General features: G+C 68.0%; 1 protein-coding gene. It reads left to right on the top strand.

The window, feature by feature from the left end; genetic code table 11:
- Nucleotides 1-656: UvrB/UvrC motif-containing protein (locus tag ACYQ78_RS39240; protein ID WP_459806079.1), on the top strand; the 656-nt coding region annotated here is incomplete at both ends.

Raw genomic sequence — 656 nt, 5'->3', positions numbered from 1 at the left:
AGCCTCAGCCACACGATCGAGATCCTCAAGGGCCTGCGCGACCGTTACGAGGCCCACCACCGCGTCTCCATCACCGACGGCGCCCTCGTGGCCGCCGCGACCCTGGCCGACCGCTACATCAGCGACCGGTTCCTGCCCGACAAGGCGATCGACCTCATCGACGAGGCCGGTTCACGCATGCGCATCCGCCGCATGACCGCCCCGCCGGACCTCCGCGAATACGACGAGAAGATCGCCGTCGTCCGCCGCGACAAGGAATCGGCGATCGACGCGCAGGACTTCGAGAAGGCCGCCGCCCTCCGCGACTCCGAGAAGCAGCTCATGCTCAAGCGTGAGCGCCGCGAGAAGGAGTGGAAGGCCGGCGACATGGACGTCGTCGCCGAGGTCACCGAGGAGCTCATCGCCGAGGTCCTCGCGACCGCCACCGGCATCCCGGTCTTCAAGCTGACCGAGGAGGAGTCGCAGCGTCTCCTGCGTATGGAAGACGAGCTGCACAAGCGGATCATCGGTCAGAACGACGCGATCAAGGGCCTGTCCCGGGCGATCCGGCGTACCCGCGCCGGTCTGAAGGACCCGCGCCGTCCCGGTGGCTCGTTCATCTTCGCCGGCCCGTCGGGTGTCGGTAAGACCGAGCTCTCGAAGGCGCTGGCGGAGTT

Source organism: Herbidospora sp. RD11066 (assembly GCF_054661255.1).
The sequence above is the reverse complement of the archived record's forward strand: the minus strand, read 5'-3'. Positions and strand labels throughout refer to the sequence as shown.